The 17032-nt window shown below is 40.4% G+C and carries 11 protein-coding genes; 10 read left to right on the forward strand and 1 reads right to left on the reverse strand.

Translation table 11 applies throughout. The annotated features are described in order from the left end of the window. Positions 1–17: 17 nt before the first annotated feature. The 7 genes from BLP50_RS03740 (at position 18) to BLP50_RS03770 (ending at position 11248) form a co-directional block, all read left to right on the forward strand. Entirely contained in the window at positions 18–827 is an 810-nt protein-coding gene (locus BLP50_RS03740) for an ABC transporter permease (RefSeq protein ID WP_090151247.1), read from the forward strand. Between the two features lie 242 nt (positions 828–1069). Then, complete coding sequence (locus tag BLP50_RS03745) at positions 1070–1891, forward strand: glycerophosphodiester phosphodiesterase (RefSeq protein ID WP_090151250.1); 822 nt, start codon at positions 1070–1072, stop codon at positions 1889–1891. A 194-nt stretch (positions 1892–2085) separates the two neighbouring features. Beyond that, positions 2086–3375, forward strand: coding sequence for an ABC transporter ATP-binding protein (locus BLP50_RS03750; RefSeq protein WP_090151254.1), 1290 nt, complete (start codon positions 2086–2088; stop codon positions 3373–3375). A gap of 34 nt (positions 3376–3409) precedes the next feature. Beyond that, positions 3410–3955: a hypothetical protein gene (locus BLP50_RS03755; RefSeq protein WP_090151259.1), complete on the forward strand. Its 546-nt coding sequence runs from the start codon at positions 3410–3412 to the stop codon at positions 3953–3955. A gap of 2 nt (positions 3956–3957) precedes the next feature. Next, on the forward strand, positions 3958–7488 hold the full coding sequence (locus BLP50_RS03760; protein ID WP_090151262.1) for a rhamnan synthesis F family protein: 3531 nt from the start codon (positions 3958–3960) through the stop codon (positions 7486–7488). A 34-nt stretch (positions 7489–7522) separates the two neighbouring features. After that, on the forward strand, positions 7523–9988 hold the full coding sequence (locus BLP50_RS03765; RefSeq protein ID WP_242869213.1) for a glycosyltransferase family 2 protein: 2466 nt from the start codon (positions 7523–7525) through the stop codon (positions 9986–9988). 15 nt (positions 9989–10003) lie between these two features. Next, positions 10004–11248, forward strand: a complete 1245-nt coding sequence (locus BLP50_RS03770) for a nucleotide sugar dehydrogenase (protein ID WP_090151270.1) — start codon at positions 10004–10006, stop codon at positions 11246–11248. A 63-nt stretch (positions 11249–11311) separates the two neighbouring features. Here the strand turns inward: BLP50_RS03770 and BLP50_RS03775 are convergent, their stop codons facing one another. Beyond that, positions 11312–12937 (reverse strand): LTA synthase family protein, encoded by a 1626-nt coding sequence (locus BLP50_RS03775; protein ID WP_176753669.1) that lies wholly within the window; start codon positions 12935–12937, stop codon positions 11312–11314. Between the two features lie 166 nt (positions 12938–13103). On the opposite strand from BLP50_RS03775, the gene BLP50_RS03780 reads away from it, so the two are divergent. The 3 genes from BLP50_RS03780 (at position 13104) to BLP50_RS03790 (ending at position 16974) form a co-directional block, all read left to right on the forward strand. Continuing rightward, a complete protein-coding gene (locus tag BLP50_RS03780) occupies positions 13104–13940 on the forward strand; it encodes a Cof-type HAD-IIB family hydrolase (protein WP_090151275.1) in 837 nt (278 codons plus the stop codon). A 99-nt stretch (positions 13941–14039) separates the two neighbouring features. Further along, entirely contained in the window at positions 14040–15110 is a 1071-nt protein-coding gene (locus BLP50_RS03785; protein ID WP_090151278.1) for an acyltransferase family protein, read from the forward strand. Between the two features lie 19 nt (positions 15111–15129). Further along, positions 15130–16974: a glycosyltransferase family 2 protein gene (locus tag BLP50_RS03790; RefSeq protein ID WP_090151280.1), complete on the forward strand. Its 1845-nt coding sequence runs from the start codon at positions 15130–15132 to the stop codon at positions 16972–16974. Positions 16975–17032: the final 58 nt, after the last annotated feature.

Genomic DNA, 17032 nt, shown 5'->3' on the forward strand with positions numbered 1-17032 from the left:
TTTATAAAAGAGGTATTATGTTAAAAGATATTATTGCTAATAAAAAATTAATAGCAAAGCTTGCAAAAAATGATTTCAAGCAAAAGTTTGCCGGCTCCACACTTGGTGTTATCTGGGCTTTTGTACAGCCGGTTATCACTGTGCTTGTGTACTGGATTGTATTTGATAAGGCACTTAGCGCAGGAAGTCAGGGCACAAGAGAAGGAATAAAGGCACCATTTGTGCTTTGGCTATCAGCAGGTATTGTTCCTTGGTTTTATTTTAGCGAGGTACTTTCGGCGGGCACTGTTGTATTGCAGGAGTACAATTACCTAGTTAAAAAGGTGGTATTTCCAATTAACGTGCTTCCTGTGGTAAAGGCAGTATCTTCGTTATTTGTCCATGGATTTTTCGTGTTGTTTACATTGGTTATTTATCTGCTCTATGGATTTGGAATTACACCATACATTTTACAGGTTATTTATTATTCATTGGCAATGATGATACTTGTAGTAGGACTTATTTATTTATCAAGCGCCCTTTGTGTGTTCTTTAAGGATATGGCGCAGCTTGTTAATATTTTCCTTCAGGTTGGTATTTGGGCTACACCAATCATGTGGAATTTTGACGATATGCTCGATAAAATTCCTCTATGGCTGGCGTATTTGCTTAAGCTTAATCCTATGTATTACATAACAAGCGGTTATCGCGATTGCTTTATAGCACGTGTAGGTTTTTGGAATCGACCATTGCTTACCGCATATTTTTGGATATTTACAGTGATTGTATATCTTATTGGTACCCACGTCTTTAAAAAGTTGCAGCCACAGTTTGCAGATGTGCTATAAGAATTTTAGAAAATTTAGTAACGAAAAATTTATTGTAGCTATCGAACTATAAGTGTTACTAAAGCAAGGTTTTTGAATGTCAGTGGACGGTAATGACAACAACATTTTAGCCTTGTGGTTGTAATAAAAAAATATATAAAAATTGCTCGAAATTTTCGGGCAATTTTTTTATTGGAGTTTTAATGTCAGATAAAAGTCTCCGTGGTACAATATAAATAGCTAGAAGAGAGGGGGCTTGAATTATGAGGGGGTTATTATTTTCTAAAGTGAGGAGAACCGTTGCTGTCAGCGTGGTTGCCTTGCTTTGTTCTTTTCTATTCTTCAATGAATTCAAATTTTTACCAGCCGACGCTGATGAAGATATTGTGGTTCAAATAGTGGCTCACAGAGGTTACTCGGGAGCCTATCCTGAGAACACCCTTAGTGCCTTTGCAGGAGCTTATGCATGCGGTGCTAAGACGGTTGAATTCGACGTAAGAAAAACAAAAGATGGGGAGCTTGTTATCTTCCACGATGACACGCTAGAGAGATTTACTGGTGACGAGTCTACAGTTGCGGACTACACTTATGATGAGCTTCTTCAATTGGATGCCGGTTCTTGGTACTCAATTGATTTCATCAGTGAGCGTATTCCTACTTTGGATCAGACATTATCACTTCTTCAGTCTACGAACATGCGCATGTTCTGTGAGCTGAAAGACATTGGTGATGATCCAGAATTTGTGCAGCAGGTCTATGATAAATGCGCTGAGTATGGTGTGCTTGATAGAGTGATTTTCTTATCATTTAACTATGATTATTTGTCAGCTATCAAGGCAATCAATCCAAGCCAGCCAATAATGGTGCTTGCATCATTTGGTAAATCAAATTTACCAACAAAATATCCTGCTGATTACTACGGAATCAACATGAAGACTCTCACACCAAAGACTGTTAGAGCAATTCATGAGGCCGGAGCTAAGGTGTATTCATATGCGCCAGAGAATAAGGGCCAAATGCTTTCTTTGCAGCGGTTAGGCGTTGATGGAGTAATCACAGATTACGCTGATATTGACGCTTTATAATTCTATATCCTCCGCTTCAGGTATGGGGTTGCCTGAAGCTACTGTGCAAGTGGCACCTTTTCGGGTGCCACTTTTTTGGCCCTAGGGGACGGGGTCATAGGGCCAAAATGAAAATGGACCACTAACCCCGTCCCCTAGGACCATTTGCTCTTATAGCGTTTTATGTTAAAATATAGTGTAAATTTGGAGGCACTATGAGCAATAACGTAATCGAGGTAAAGAACGTAGACAAAGTCTACAAGCTTTACGACAGTAACAAGGCTAGAGTGGCGGATACTTTAGGCCTTACAAGAAAGAAAAATTACAAGGAGCATTTCGCTCTTAAAGATATGTCCTTTGAGGTTAAAAAGGGAGAGTGTGTGGGACTCATTGGAACTAATGGTTCCGGAAAGTCTACTATTCTTAAAATTATTACTGGTGTACTTTCTCCTACTAGAGGAGAGGTTAGTGTGGACGGCAGGATTTCAGCTCTTTTGGAACTTGGTGCTGGATTTAACCAGGAGTACACAGGTATTGAAAATATTTATCTTAATGGCACCATGCTTGGCTACTCCAATGAGGAAATAGATGCTAAGCTTGATGATATTTTAGCATTTGCAGATATAGGAGATTTTGTTTTCCAGCCTGTTAAGACATATTCATCTGGTATGTTTGTCAGACTTGCATTTGCGGTAGCTATCAATATTGATCCAGAGATTTTGATTGTTGATGAGGCACTTTCCGTAGGTGATGTTTTCTTCCAGGCTAAGTGCTACAAGAAGTTCGAGGAGTTCAAGGAGGCAGGCAAGACCATTCTCTTTGTATCCCACGATTTGGGTGCAATCAGCAAGTACTGTGATAGAGCAATCCTTATCAACAAGGGTGACAAGGTGGCTGAGGGTACACCAAAGGATATGATTGATATTTACAAGAAGATTCTTGTAGGTCAGGAGCCTGCCCTTAATAGCAAGGTTGATGCCTTAGATGATTTGACTGAGGCTAGTCCAGTGGCAGATGATGGGACTCTTTGGAAGTCTAACTATCAGCTTAATCCAAATGTTAACGAGTACGGCGATGGAAGAGCAGCAATCGTTGATTTTGCAGTGATTGATGACAATGGCACATTTACTAATGCTATTATGAAGGGTAGCACCTTTACAGTTAAATCCAAGGTACACTTCAATACAGATATTGAAAATCCGATTTTTACCCTTACATTTAAGACCCTGAAGGGTATAGATGTGACAGGCACTAATACCATGTATGAAAAATGTGACGTGGGCCTTTGTAAGGAGGGCAGTGAGTACGTCGCAACATTTACTCAGAAGATGGATATGCAGGGAGGAGAATACCTGATGTCTATCAGCTGTACTGGCTATGATGGAGTGGATTTTGTTGCTTATCATAGACTGTATGATGTAATGAATATTACTGTTGTTAGCACTAAAAATACCGTGGGATTCTATGACATGAATTCCAAGGTCAGTGTTGAACAGGTTAAATAATGGGGTGAGTTCTGAGAAAAATGGAGGAGAGTCTATGCTTCAAGAAAAGTACAACCGACGTATTTTTGATGAGGGAACTGAGGACGCGATACAGATGCTTTCGCATTTGCGAAGCAATGTACTTTCGCCTCTTAACATAAGAGAAGGTGACAATGTATTGATTCTCAATCCGGACAGTGTATCCCTAGTTGAGTGGCTCCTTGAGAAAGCTTCGGATGTAACCATTGGGATGACAGAGGATTATAAAGACGAAATGATAAATGTCCTATCTATGTTACCCAATGTGAAAAAAGAGATTATCGAGGATATTAAGGGCACATTTAATATAATTATCAGCTTAGGCCAGTTGGTAGAGACACCTACAGTCCTAAAGAGATTACTTTCAGCGGAGGGCAAGCTTGTATATGCCCTGTCTCAAAAGGATAGACTTTCGTCTTTCACAGAAAAGCTTCTTGATGAGGCTGGTTTTACTGACATCTTAAGCTATAGAGTTAGTCCTGATTACTTGTACACTACAGAGATTTATGCGGAGGATTACAAAGGGGGAGGAGCAGGTGATTATCTGCTTATTGCGAAATAATAATGGAACGATTACTTTACGAGAAGCTCTCTAATGAGCGCAACCCAAAATATAATATTATCACCGATATAGTAGAGCGAGATGGAAAAAAGGTGGTAATAAAAAAGCCATACGATGAAATGGCTATAGACCATATTCACAGAGTTTATGATAGTTACAGAGGCTTGCAAAATGTTTTGCAGGGCTCTGATTTTTGCGTAAATGAAAGTGAACTTGTAGGGGATACCATTGAGAGTGAGTACCTAGAAGGTGAGCATATTACAGCTGATGATGCCCCAGCATATATCGAGGCTGTTAAAAAGGCATATATGGGTCACGCTAAGGAGTTTGTCTCATCTCCAGAGTTTGAGCAGGTGTTTGGTTCTGTGGATTTGCCTAGAGGAGTGCTTGCAGCGAACTATTTAGATATAGATTTAATTTTTGAGAATATTATCAAAACAGACAAGGGCTGGGAGATAATTGATTACGAGTGGACATTTGATTTTCTAGTGCCAATCAACTACGTGTTATATCGAGCAGTGAAGTTTAGCCAGCTTCCTGGTAATTTGGTGGAGATTTCAGATGCTGAGAAGGAAGTATATCAGCAGATGGAGGATCATTTCCAGAAGAACTACTGCTTCAAGGACGTGAAGAATCTATTTGAGCTGAGAAAGCATGCGGATAGCCACAGCAAGACAGCAGCAGATTTTGCTATTGCATCTCGTGATTATCAGATTAAGCAGCTTCAGGAGCTTATCGCAGCCAAGGATGTTCACATCAGAAATATTGAGGCTGTAAATGCTGAGCTTCGCACTATCTACGACAATACTGTTAATACAAAGGGCTATAGGGCTCTTGAAAATATCCGTGCCTTCAAGGCATTTATAACTGGCAAGGACACACCTGCCAGACAGGAGCGCAGACAGCGCAAGGAATTTGACAAGGCAGCTAAGCTTGCAGAAAAAGAAGCTAAAAAACTTGCTGCAAAGGGCGAGCTTCCACCATCAGTTGCTGTGCATTTGCACCTTTTCTATGTGGATTTGCTACCTGAGTTTGTCAGCTATTTTGCTAACATTCCTTTCAAGTTTGATTTATACATTTCGTGCACGGAGGATTCTGATGTCAATGTAATCAGAGCAGGTCTGAAGGAGCTTAAGAATCTGGGAAAGGTCGACATCAGACAGCTTCCTAATAGAGGACGTGACCTAGCTCCTTTATATGTTAAGTTTGCAGAGGAAATATTAAGTCACGATTATTTTTTGCATATACACAGCAAGAAATCCCTTTATTCCGGACAGGAAAAGGGGGGCTGGAGACAGTTTTCTCTTGAGTTGCTTCTTGGCTCGCAAGAGAAGATTAACCATATTATGGAACTGTTTAAGACTGGCAATGCTGGACTTGTGTATCCAGACATTCACGAGGAGGTTCCTACAATTGCCTACTCTTGGTTAGCAAATGAGGCTATTGGTCGACAGCTTTTTGAAGAATATGATTTAGGCGATATGCCATCAGTTTTCAACTATCCAGCAGGCTCATTTTTCTGGGCCCGCACAGATGCCCTTCGCCCACTTTTGGAGCGAGGCTACAGCTATGAGGATTTCCCTCAGGAGCATGGTCAGACTGACGGCACACTTGCTCACGCCCTAGAGCGTATTGTTCCATTTGTATCTAGAAAACAGGGATATGATGATTATATTTTGTATCTCAAGGACGAGGATACAGCGAAGAACAAGAGCCTTAGACCATTTTTTAACACCTTCAAGACTGACAAGGAAATTCTCACTATGAAGCTTGCAAGCTATGATGTGATTTCTTTTGACATCTTTGATACCCTCATCACTCGAGGTATTTATGAGCCTGACGATGTGTTCAGACTCATGGAAAAGATAATTAAAAATACATACGGCAAGTCTGTCAACTTTTTGAAACTTAGAAAAGAGGCGGAGGCTGTAGCCACTGAGAAATACGGTGCCCTCACCACCATAGATAAGATCTACGTGGAGGTGGCTAAGGACAAGGTAATCGGCGATATTGCCATGGATGTCAAGCGCCTTGAAATCGACCTAGAGACTAGACTTTGCATGCCTAGAAAGGATATGGTAGAGATATTTAATTCTCTCAAGGCTATGGGCCGACATGTGATTCTTGTCAGCGATATGTATCTCAACAGAGTTGAGGTGGTAGGCCTTCTTCATAGGTGTGGAATCGGTGGCTATGATGAGCTTTTGATTTCATGTGAAGTAGGAGTTAGAAAAGATGATGGCTCAATGTGGGATTATGTACTTTCTGGAATTAATCCAGACAGATTTATCCATGTGGGAGACAATTTCCGCAGCGACTCACAGATCCTCATGGATAGGGGAGTTGCAAGCCATATAGTTCTCAATTCAAAAGCTATGCTTGAACTGTCAGATTTCACATATCTTGCTGATTTTGCAAGAACAAGTCTTGCCAACTCAATTATGGTGGGACAGGCAATTAACGGAGGTATTTTCAATTCTCCATTTGCATTTGGCGATACTGGAAAGCTTACATTCAAGGATATCTACGATTTTGGATATACCACTATGGGGCCACTTATGGCCAGATTTGTCCAGTGGATTGTTGAGGAGAATAAGGACAATAAGGAACGACTCCTTCTTTTGGCAAGGGAAGGCTACATGCTTCAGAAAATGATAGAAGGATACTGTGGCTGCAGAGGACTTGAGGTTCCTGATATACATTATTTCCTTGCTTCTAGAAGAGCCTGTGCGGTGTCCGCTCTTGAAAATGACGAGGATATTAGAGAGCTTATTCTGCAAAAATATCAGGGCAGCTTCAGCAATCTTTTGAATGAGCGATTCGGCGTTGAGATTCATGAGGATGATGAGGATAGACAGCTTGATTACAACACTAAGCCAGAAGAGATAATGGAGATGCTTGCTCCTTATAAGGCTGAGATTTTTGCCAAGGCGGCTAAGGAGAAAAATGCATATATTAATTATGCTAATGAATTTATCTCAGGGGCCAGCGATATTGCTGTTGTGGATGTAGGATTTTCAGGAACAATCCAGTATTTCCTTATGAAGCTTACTGGTAGAGATATAGCAGGACATTATCTTGCTCTCCATTCTAACAAGCCTGAGCGAATTGGCGGTAAGGCAGATGCTATTTTTGAAATTCGCGACAAGAAATTAATTGATAATAGCAAGCTTTTACGGTACCAGCTTTTCCTTGAAAATGCCCTTAGCGCGCCATCAGGTCAGCTTATTAATTTTACAATGGAAAACGGCAAGCCAGAGCCACACTATAAGGACGACGATTTTGTCAGCGACCAGGTCAAGAGGCTTCAGTTTGGCATGATAGACTTTGTTCTTCAGTATGCTTACGCCAGCAAAAATTCTCCTGATGGTCTTTTTGCAGATACCACACTTGTAGAAGATTTATTCTATGATATAATTGCAGCTGGCACACTGACTGAGGATATTGCGGATTCCCTCACTGTTGAGGACGGCTATAGCCGCGGTGGTGTTCAAAAATTTGACGTGGAATCTGGCACATGGAAAGTGAGCTAGTTATTCCAAATGATGAATTAGAAGGAAGAAAATATTGAGAGATACTTTTAATGTGGTGTTTATCAGATACCACCTGACAAAGAAAAATACATTATTATTCCAGGGATTTTACCCATTTGACAATCCTAAGGGATATTCCCTTGTGGCAGAACTTAATGGCAAGCCTTATGACATGGATATTACTATCAATGAAGGCAATGAGGTGCGCCGTCGCTACATAGCAGCTCACAAGAGTGTTTCCAAGGAATATGTGGGAGAGATTCAGCTTCCTGAGGAGTTGTCTTCAGTTAGAAGCCTTCGTCTTATTTGCGTATTAGGTGAGGATGGAACAAAGGGACAGGTTCGCTCAGTAGTTTACAAGGCTACTGGCAGAGACCTTGAGAAGCTTAAAAAGGAGTATGAGTACAACTTAGAGCGCTCTGCTGTTACCGATGACAAGATTCAGATTCTTGGCTGGGCAATTGGCAATGTTCCAGAGGAGTTTCATCTCTATGATGGCAATACAGAGATACCAATCACTGTTAAGCGTATGTTTAGAAAGGACGTTTACGGTGTTTATCCAGAGCTTACTGAAAAGTGCGACTCTGGTCTTGAGATAGTTTTTGACAAGGGAGACTATAAAAAGCTTCGCCTTACTATCACTGCAAATGGTCAGGTATACGATTGCAAGGTGGATACAGCCCATGTTCTGACAGGCGGCAATCTCCTTCCAAAGAAGAGTCTCTGGGAGCGTATCGAGCTCTATCGCCAGGACAATGGTCTTGGTGCAACTATCAGACATGCCATTGATAAATTTAAGGATGCAGATGCACCTAAATATACATACATGGATTTCCTTACAAGCTTTGGCCCTACAGAGGTGGAGCTTCAGCGTCAGCGTGACGAGAAATTTGAGTATAATCCTCTTATGAGTATTGTTATTCCTATGTATATGACTCCTGAGAAATATTTGATTGAGCTTATTGATTCTATCAGGACACAGACATATTCCAACTGGGAGCTTTGTCTTGCAGATGGCAGCCCAAAGGATATTATGGGCGAGTTTATTGCCAAGAGATATGGCGGTGATTCTCGTATTAAATATACTCACCTTGAGAAGAATTTAGGTATCTCAGACAATACTAACGCAGCAATTGCTCTTGCAACAGGAGACTATATCGTGCTTTCAGACCACGACGATACACTTGCACCTAATGCAATGTATGAGCTTGTTGCTGCTATTAACAAGGACAGAAGCATCGATGTGCTTTATACTGACGAGGACAAGATTTCCATGGATTCTAAGGAATATTTTGAGCCAGTATTCAAGCCAGATTACAATTTAGATTTACTTTGTTCTGTAAATTATATTTGCCACCTTTTTGTTTTCAGCAGAGCAATCTATGAAAAGGTTGGCGGTTTCAATAAGGAATACGATGGTGCACAGGATCACGATTTGATTTTGCGTTACTGCGAGGCAGCTACCAAGGTTCATCACGTGCCAAAGGCCCTCTATCACTGGAGAAGCCATGCAGCGTCCACTGCTATGTCTGCAGAGTCCAAGCTTTATGCATTTGATGCAGGAGCCCGCGCTGTTCAGGCACACTATGATAGACTTGGCATTCCAGCCACTGTAGAGCAGGATACATTCTACGGTTGCTATCGCACCACATACCATTGGAACAAGGAGCCACTTGTTTCGATTATCATTCCTAACAAGGATCACACTGATGACCTTGATAAATGTATCAAGTCAATTGACGCCAAGAGCGTTTATAAAAATATTGAGTTTGTTATAGTGGAGAACAACTCTACAGAGCCTGAGACTTTTGAGTACTACAAGAGCATTGAAGGACGTCCTGATGTGAAGATTGTTCGCTATGAGACACCAGGATTTAATTTCTCAGCGATTAACAATCTAGGCGCTAAAAATGCCAGCGGAGATATGTTCTTACTTCTCAATAATGATACTGAGATTATCAATGAGACCTGCATCAAGGAGATGGTAGACGTGTGTCTTCGTCCTGATGTTGGTATCTGCGGCGCATTGCTTTACTATCCTGACAACACTGTTCAGCATGCAGGCGTTGTTATGGGAATCGGTGGTATCGCTGGTCACACATTTGTTGGACTTGAGCGTTCAGAACCAGGCTACATGTTTAGAGCGGTAACTACTCAGGATTTATCAGCAGTTACAGCAGCTTGTCTCATGATTCGAAGAGAAGTATTTGAGGAAGTTGGAGGTCTTACAGAGGACCTTGCAGTTGCATTCAATGACGTGGACTTTTGTATGAAGGTCCGCGACAAGGGATATCTTGTAGTTTACAATCCTCATGCAGAGCTTTATCACTATGAGTCAAAGTCACGTGGATACGAGGATACCGGCGAAAAGGTTGCTCGCTTTAATTCAGAGGTAGAAAAGCTTGAAAAGCTTTGGCCAGAAATCCTTGAAAAGGGTGACCCTTACTACAATCCAAATCTTTCAATTCTGGATGGGTGGTATCGTCTCAAGGAAGAATAATATAAGGAGTTTATTATGAATAGACGTATTGCTGTGGCAGGTACAGGCTATGTTGGTCTTTCGATTGCTACGCTGCTTTCCCAGCACAATCATGTTGTAGCAGTGGATGTTGTACCTGAAAAAGTTGAATTAATCAATAATAAAAAGTCTCCAATTGTGGATCCTGAGATAGAGGACTATCTTGCAAACAAGGACCTTGATTTGGTTGCAACTTTAGATGGGGAGTCAGCATACAAGGATGCAGAGTTTGTTGTTATTGCTACACCTACAAACTACGACAGTGCTAAGGACTATTTTGATACATCAGCTGTAGAGGCTGTTATCGACCTTGTGCAGAAGGTCAATCCTAATGCATACATGGTAATCAAGTCTACAATTCCTGTAGGCTACACTAAGCGCATCCGTGAGAAGACAGGCTCTGATAAAATCTTATTTAGCCCAGAGTTCTTACGTGAATCTAGAGCGCTTTACGATAATCTCTATCCATCTAGAATTATCGTAGGTACAGACGAGAATGATGCAGAGCTTACAAAGGCGGCTAAGGATTTTGCTGCACTTCTTGCTGAGGGAGCTATCAAGGAAAATATTGATACTCTTGTTATGGGATTTACAGAGGCAGAGGCTGTAAAATTATTCGCAAATACGTATTTAGCTCTTCGTGTTAGCTACTTCAATGAGCTTGATACATATGCTGAGACAAAGGGACTTGATACACAGGCTATCATCAAAGGCGTTTGCCTTGACCCTCGTATCACAGACCAGTACAACAATCCATCATTTGGCTACGGCGGATACTGCCTACCAAAGGATACCAAGCAGCTTCTTGCTAATTATAACGATGTACCACAGGAGCTTATCCGTGCAATCGTTGAGTCCAATAGGACTCGTAAGGATTTCATTGCAAATCAGGTTCTCAAAAAGGCTGGCTACTACACCTATGAGGATATGAATCAATACAGCAAGGAACATGAAAAGGACGTAACTATCGGCGTATATCGTCTTACCATGAAGTCCAACTCTGACAACTTCCGCCAGTCATCTATTCAGGGCGTTATGAAGCGTGTCAAGGCAAAGGGTGCCACTGTTGTTATATACGAGCCAACACTTGAGGATGGTACAACATTCTTTGGTTCTAGGGTTGTAAATGACATCGAGAAGTTCAAGGCTATGAGTGATGCTATCATTGCTAACCGCTATGACAGCTGCCTTGATGATGTAAAAGACAAAGTATACACAAGAGATGTATTCTCTAGAGATTAATTAAATTTGTTGAAATAAAAAGGATTCAGGAACTATCAGATGATAATTTCTGAATCCTTCTTTTTATTCTATAGTTTCAACTGCGGTGTAGTAGGAAAGTACCTGACTTAAAAAGTCGTCTACTTCTAGGTCGTCAAGGTAGCGTACCTGACCGCCCTCTGTGCTTACCAAATATGAGGCATCGTAGAATATGCTGTCAAATTCCGAGCTAGCTTTTGAATCAAATAGGCTGGTGCCTAGGAAATAATTTTCTGAATTAATATCTAAATAATCAAGTACTGTTGGTGCAAAGCAAAGTGAATTCTTGCCACCTGCATCAACGGTCTTATGGTCCATGCCCTTGTAGTAAATGAAAAATGGAATGGTGTCCACATCGGTGCATTCTCTTTTGTAGTCAGGGAAGGCCTTCATGTAGGTCTGATCTGCGTATGTGGCGTGGTCAGTGGTGAAAATCAAAATAGTGTTGTCTGCTAAATCTGATGCCTTGAATTCTTCAAGGAACTCACCGAATTCTTTGTCTAAGTAGTAGAAGCGATTAAGTACTTCATTTGAGCCGTCATCGTACACAACCTCAGAATCAGGTGTATCAAATGATACATGGGTGCCAAAGGTGTATACGCTTAAGAAGAATGGCTTATCAGATTCTGACAGGTCATAGGCTGAGTCCATGAGAAGTCTATATGCCTCGCCGTCAGTCATTCCTTTTGCCTCACCGGTACAGTGGGTTATATCTGTGATGACATTGTCAAATCCTAGGTTATTACAATACTCAATAAAAATATCATTAATAGGCTCCACATTTATAAATGAGGTGGTGTAGCCCTGATTTTTAAGTATGCCCTGAACAGATATGAGATTGTTGGCTACCTCATTGTCATCTAATTTATAACCGCTGTATAGCTGTCCCTGTACACCTCTAAGGGTTGGGAAAGTGTGGTTGTAGTAGTTTTCAAATGTGAGACATTCATCTTCAAAAGCTGCCAAGTTTGGCATTATTTCTCTCTCATCGGAGATAATATTAGAAGACAATCCCTCAGTGAAAATCACAATTATATTTGGATTCTCAGGTAGGCTTTTTGGCTTTGCAATGCCATCTTCAAATGAAGGGCGATAGTAGCTTTCTCTTGCAATCTCTGGATTGACACTGGCTCTTTTTACCTTTTGATATCTGATTTCACTTGCAAATATAGTTCCAAAACTCTGGACTGGGCTAAATCTCTTATATGAACCGTGAAGTACAATTTCCACAACCAAAAGAAGAATAACAGGCGCCAGTAGTATCTTTTTATTTATCTTATATAAAATGTTTTGCCCTGGCATAAAAACTATAGCAAGAACAATGACTGTGCCTAAAATATAAGCTACAGCTCTGCCACCTAAGTCCTGTAAAAACTGGACATTTTTTAGCATGGTAAGTGTGATAAAGCTGTTTCCAAAATAGAGAACCAACATCTGCGCCACATAAATAAAAAATAGCAAGTCAGCTAAAAGCCTGAAGACTATTTTTGTATCCACAAGTAAATTGTAGATGACAAAAATAAGTGCAAGTTCTATAAGCCCTACCCAAAGGTAAGCTGGCTCCTTGGCAGTTAAATAAGCAAGCACAGTAAGAGCTACAGCAAAAACAAATTTTATAATAGTAAGCAAGACCCTGCGGGCTGCTTTATCTTTAAATGAAAAATTAATCAATGGTAATCCTCTCGTCCTATTATTTTGTCTCATGAGTTGCATTATATCATACACAGCTGCAAAGAGATAAACTATTAGGACAATCATTACTTAATTGAAATTGATTTAAGATGGTTAAATGAGGTAAAATGACTACCCGTAGAAAGGAATCATCTGGTGATTATTAATGAACAGTAAGGTTATATTTTTTGATATTGATGGTACTCTTATTAATTTTGATGGAGAGTTTCCAGAGTCAGCAAAAGCTGCTCTTAAAGCGGCAAAGGAAAATGGTCATAAAATTTTTCTTTGCTCTGGCAGAAGCAAGTGCCAGATAGAGGATAGACTTTTAGAATTTGGTTTTGACGGATATGTTACAGCTTCAGGTGCATACGTAGAATACGAAGGACAGGAAGTTTTTTCTAGCTATATGACTGAGGCTCAGCTTAAAAAGCTAATTTCATTTTGTGAGGAAAATGAAATTATATACATGCTTCAGTGCACAGATTCAACAGTTTCAAGCAAACGCTGTCTAGAAATTATGCGACAGGGATTTATGGCTAGAATGAAAGATAAAAAGGCTAGCAACCTGGAAAAAATTTTTGCCAAGAAAAAATGTGATGACAATATAGTGGGCAACGCAGATAAGTATTTTAACGCAGAAAAACTCTGCTATCATAATTCGAAAAAAGATCCTGATGAAGTTGGAAAAGATTTAGGCGAAGAATTTCAGGTCACATCCATGAGTTTTAGTGAGATGCAAAAGACCTCTGGTGAGATAACCATAAGAGGAGTGGATAAGGCTCTTGGAATTAAAAAAGTAATTGAATATCTAGGCGCCAGCTGGGAGGATACGGTTGCATTTGGCGATGGCCCAAATGACTATGAGATGCTAGAATATGTCCACACAGGTGTTGCCATGGGAAATGCTTCTGATGACTTGAAGGCACTTGCCAGTGTTGTTACAACACCTATAGATCAGGATGGTATTTATAATGGCATGAAAAAGCTGGGATTAATATAGAATTATGCTATTAAATCTTGGCTGTGCACAATTTGTACGAATGAAGGCTATATGGTAAAATAAAGCGGTTAAAGAGATTTACTTTAAGGAATATTTTTGATGGATAATAATACATTAGGAAATAGATCTTTAGGTCGAGATAACAATCTAAACCTAGTGAGATTAGTTGCCGCTCTTATGGTTATGTACATGCATTCCTTTGCCCTTTGCACTAATGCACAGCAGCAGGATTTGATGTACACTTTGACTTTTCATAAGGCGCTTTCGGGCCAGGTTGGCGTTGATATATTTTTTATAATCAGTGGCTTTTTGATTTATAGAAGCTACGATAGAAGCAACAATGTATTCAAGTATTTAAAAGCCAGATTTTTGCGCATATGGCCACTGTTGGCTTTGTTTGTTCTGGTTTCTGCGCTTGCTCTTGGACCAATGTTTTCTGTCCTAGATAGGGCTACATATTTTTCTGGTCACGAGACTGGCAGAGTTGATACATATTTATTGAATTTGCTATTTATTTCAGGAGCTAATAGACTTCCTGGAGTATTTTCATTTCATATTAATCAGAGTGCTAATGGCAGCATTTGGACACTTCAGCATGAGGTGATTTGTTATCTTTTAGTGCTTGCCATGGTTCCTTTGTTTAGAAAGCATAAGAGAGCTATTTTTGCATTTATAGCTGCATCGGCAGCCCTGTACTTTTATATGAAATATGGTTGCTCAGCAGATTATTTGCCTACCAATTTTTTGGTGAACTTTGGCAGACTTACCTGGGAATTTGAAATAGGTGTTATGTATTACCTATACCGTGACAAGATAATCATGTCATGGAAGTATGCGCTATTAGCCCTGGTTGGACTTGTGGCAGCTGTTTATTTTTTAGATTTTGAAATCGCATTTACGATATTTGGAGCATATATAATTTTATTTGTGGGATTTGGATATTGGAAGATTTCTGAGTTCTACAATAAAGTGGGGGATATCTCATATGGCGTTTACATTTTCTCATTCTTTGTACAGCAGAGAGTGATAGATGTAATGGGCAACGCCCCAGACGGCTATCTGGTTGTAATGGACCCTTATGTAAATTTGGGAGTATCCATTCTAATCGTAGTGCCGCTGGCATTTATCAGCTGGCATTTATTTGAAAAGCAGCTATTGAAACTTAAATGAGACTATTAATTAAAACAATATGAGTGATATTAGAGAATATAAACAACCTAAAAATAAAATAGAAAAAGGTCTGCTGTATCTTCAGCATTATGGCCTGAAAAAGACTGTTGCTAAGACTATCAGAAAGGCTCTGGGGCATGACCAGGAGCACTATAGCTATGCACAGTTTTTAAAGGCTCATCCAGTCACAGAAAAGGACCTTGAAAAGCAGCGTCATACTATTTTCAAGTTCAATCCTGTGATTAGTATTGCAATTCCTCTTTACAATACCCCAGAGAGATTTTTAATAGAATTGATTCAGTCATTTACTGCACAGACATATGCTAATTGGCAGCTTTGTCTTGCTGATGGAAGTCCTAAAGAGGGACTGAAGGACATTATTCTCAAGGCGACAGATGGTGTATGGGACGAGAGAATTGTCTACAAAAAGCTTGAGGATAATACAGGCATCGCTGGCAATACTAATGCAGCACTTGAGCTTGCCACTGGAGAATTTATCGGATTTACGGATCACGATGATCTCATTACACCAGATGCCATGTACTACATTGCCAAGGCATTAAATGAGGACCGTACAATTCAGGCCCTTTATTCAGATGAGGATAAAATCGATATGGAGTCCAAGGAATATTTCCTTCCTCACTTCAAGTCAGATTTCAATATAGACTTACTTTGCAGCCACAACTATATCACCCACCTTTTTGTTGCAAGGGCTGATATTGTTTGGGCAAGCGGAGGAATCAGGTCAGAATTTGATGGTGCGCAGGACCATGATTTTGACTTGCGAGTACTTGAAAAGTGCAAAAATATTTATCATATTCCTAGGGTGCTTTATCACTGGCGTACCCATCCTGCCTCAACAGCAGATCATCCAGAGGCCAAGATGTATGCCTATGAAAATGGTCGTAGGGCGGTGGAGGAGCACTACAAGAGACTGGGGATTCCTGCCAATGTACAGCTGGATACACACCTTGGATACTATCGCACCAAGTACCGTTGGCCAGGTTCACCACTTGTTTCCATAGTGATTCCAAACAAGGACCATATTAAGGATTTACAGGCTTGTATTGATAGCATCATTGAAAAAAATGAGTACAATAATATCGAGTTTGTAATTGTGGAAAACAATTCTACTGACGAGGCATTACGTGGATATTACCACGAGCTTCAGATGAGAAATGACATAAGTGCAAGAGTATTTGATTATACAGCAGAGCACCCTGAGTCAAAGGGGCAGTTCAACTACTCAGCCCTTGTTAATTTTGGCGTTCATCAGGCAAAGGGAGAGTACATTCTTCTTTTGAATAATGACACTAGAATGATTAATGGAGATGCCATTTCTGAGATGCTTGGATTTGCTCGCCGTGAGGATGTTGGTGCAGTTGGAGCCAGACTTTATTATGGCAACAACACAGTTCAGCATGCCGGCCTTATTTTGGGTCTTGGCGGTGTTGCCAATTCACAGTTTTTGGGAAGCGGTCGCGAGCAGGTAGGATATTTTTACAGGAGCACTTGCGTCCAGGACTTATCAGCAGTGACAGGGGCCTGCATGCTTACTTCAAAAGAGGACTATCTTGCAGTAGGCGGTTTTGATGAGGGACTTGCAGTTGCATTTAACGATGTGGATTATTGCTTAAAGCTTCGGGCTAAGAATCTTCTTTGTGTGTACACACCATTTTCTGAGTGGTATCACCTTGAGTCTGTTAGCAGAGGACTTGATCTAGAGGACCCTGAGAAAAAGATGCGAATGGAAGCTGAAACACAGTACTTCACAGCTAAATGGAAAGAGGTTATAGAGAAGGGGGATCCATACTACAACCCAAATCTTTCCCTGAAAAAGTTTGATTACTCATTTAACATCTAAGTGAGTTTATTAAAAGGTGTTTTGACTTATATAGTTAAAAATATAGCTAAGTAAAGGA

Source organism: Pseudobutyrivibrio sp. AR14, from assembly GCF_900101325.1.
Lineage (GTDB): Bacteria > Bacillota > Clostridia > Lachnospirales > Lachnospiraceae > Pseudobutyrivibrio.

What these genes read in the sequence shown, in the direction of transcription:
- BLP50_RS03740 (WP_090151247.1), top strand. Translation starts at nt 18, where the DNA reads ATGTTAAAAGATATTATTGCTAATAAAAAATTAATAGCAAAGCTTGCA.
- BLP50_RS03745 (WP_090151250.1), top strand. Translation starts at nt 1,070, where the DNA reads ATGAGGGGGTTATTATTTTCTAAAGTGAGGAGAACCGTTGCTGTCAGC.
- BLP50_RS03750 (WP_090151254.1), top strand. Translation starts at nt 2,086, where the DNA reads ATGAGCAATAACGTAATCGAGGTAAAGAACGTAGACAAAGTCTACAAG.
- BLP50_RS03755 (WP_090151259.1), top strand. Translation starts at nt 3,410, where the DNA reads ATGCTTCAAGAAAAGTACAACCGACGTATTTTTGATGAGGGAACTGAG.
- BLP50_RS03760 (WP_090151262.1), top strand. Translation starts at nt 3,958, where the DNA reads ATGGAACGATTACTTTACGAGAAGCTCTCTAATGAGCGCAACCCAAAA.
- BLP50_RS03770 (WP_090151270.1), top strand. Translation starts at nt 10,004, where the DNA reads ATGAATAGACGTATTGCTGTGGCAGGTACAGGCTATGTTGGTCTTTCG.
- BLP50_RS03780 (WP_090151275.1), top strand. Translation starts at nt 13,104, where the DNA reads ATGAACAGTAAGGTTATATTTTTTGATATTGATGGTACTCTTATTAAT.
- BLP50_RS03785 (WP_090151278.1), top strand. Translation starts at nt 14,040, where the DNA reads ATGGATAATAATACATTAGGAAATAGATCTTTAGGTCGAGATAACAAT.
- BLP50_RS03790 (WP_090151280.1), top strand. Translation starts at nt 15,130, where the DNA reads ATGAGTGATATTAGAGAATATAAACAACCTAAAAATAAAATAGAAAAA.